Origin of the sequence: Pseudomonas sp. MWU13-2517, from assembly GCF_023242545.1 — a bacterium.
GTDB lineage: Bacteria > Pseudomonadota > Gammaproteobacteria > Pseudomonadales > Pseudomonadaceae > Aquipseudomonas.
Genome location: NZ_JALMFA010000036.1, coordinates 1 through 909, shown reverse-complemented (window position 1 = coordinate 909; position 909 = coordinate 1). Strand labels below are relative to the sequence as shown.

1 protein-coding gene is annotated in these 909 nt (G+C 64.1%); it reads right to left on the bottom strand.

Annotated elements, in window-relative coordinates; genetic code table 11:
• Positions 1-909: ATP-binding cassette domain-containing protein (locus M5B97_RS27545; RefSeq protein WP_248733236.1), on the bottom strand; the 909-nt coding region annotated here is incomplete at both ends.

Sequence of the window (909 nt, the reverse complement as noted above, 5' to 3'; positions counted from 1 at the left end):
TCATCCAGCAGCAGCACTTTCATCGGCATCGACAGCCAGCGCCCCAGAATCGCCTTCTGCTGGTTGCCGCCCGAGAGGTACATGATTTTCTGCTCGGCATTCGGCGTCTTGACCTTCATCGCCTTGATCTGGTGGTCGGCGTTGCCTTTTTCCCAGCCCTCGCGCAGCAGCCAGCCGAACCTCGAGTGGGCACCGCGGGCGCTGATATTGATGTTCTCGGCGACACTGGACAGCGGGATGATGCCTTCCTTCTTGCGGTCCTCCGGGCAGAGCAGCACGCCGGCGGCGATGGCATCGCGCGGCGAGCGCAGGTCCAGTGCTTGCCCGCACAGTTGCAGGCTGCCGGCGCTCGCGCGCTCCAGGCCGCTGAGCAGGCGCAACAGCTCCGTGCGCCCTGCCCCGACCAGCCCGAATAGCCCCAGAATCTCGCCTTTGCGCACCGCGAAACTGATCGGCTCACGCAAGCCGGGGCCAAGCAGACCGTCGACCTTGAGCGCTACCTCGCCCTGTTCGCGCGCACGGTAGTCGTAGATATCCTGGATATCGCGCCCCACCATGCAGGTCACCAACTGGTCATGGGTCAGCGCACTCATGTCTTCGAAGGTGCGCACGAAGCGGCCGTCCTTGAACACCGTTACCGCGTTGCAGATGCGGAACACCTCTTCCATGCGGTGCGACACGTAAAGCACCACTTTGCCCTCATCGCGCAGGCGCGCGATGATTGCCATCAAGCGGTCGATCTCCCGCGCCGACAGGCTGCTGGTCGGCTCGTCGAAGGCAATCACATGGGCGCCACGGGACAATGCCTTGGCGATTTCCACCAGTTGGCGCTGGCCCAGGGACAACCGGCCGAGTTTCTCGTCCGGGTCGATTTCATCGGCCAGGCCCTTGAGGCAAGCCAGGGCCTGC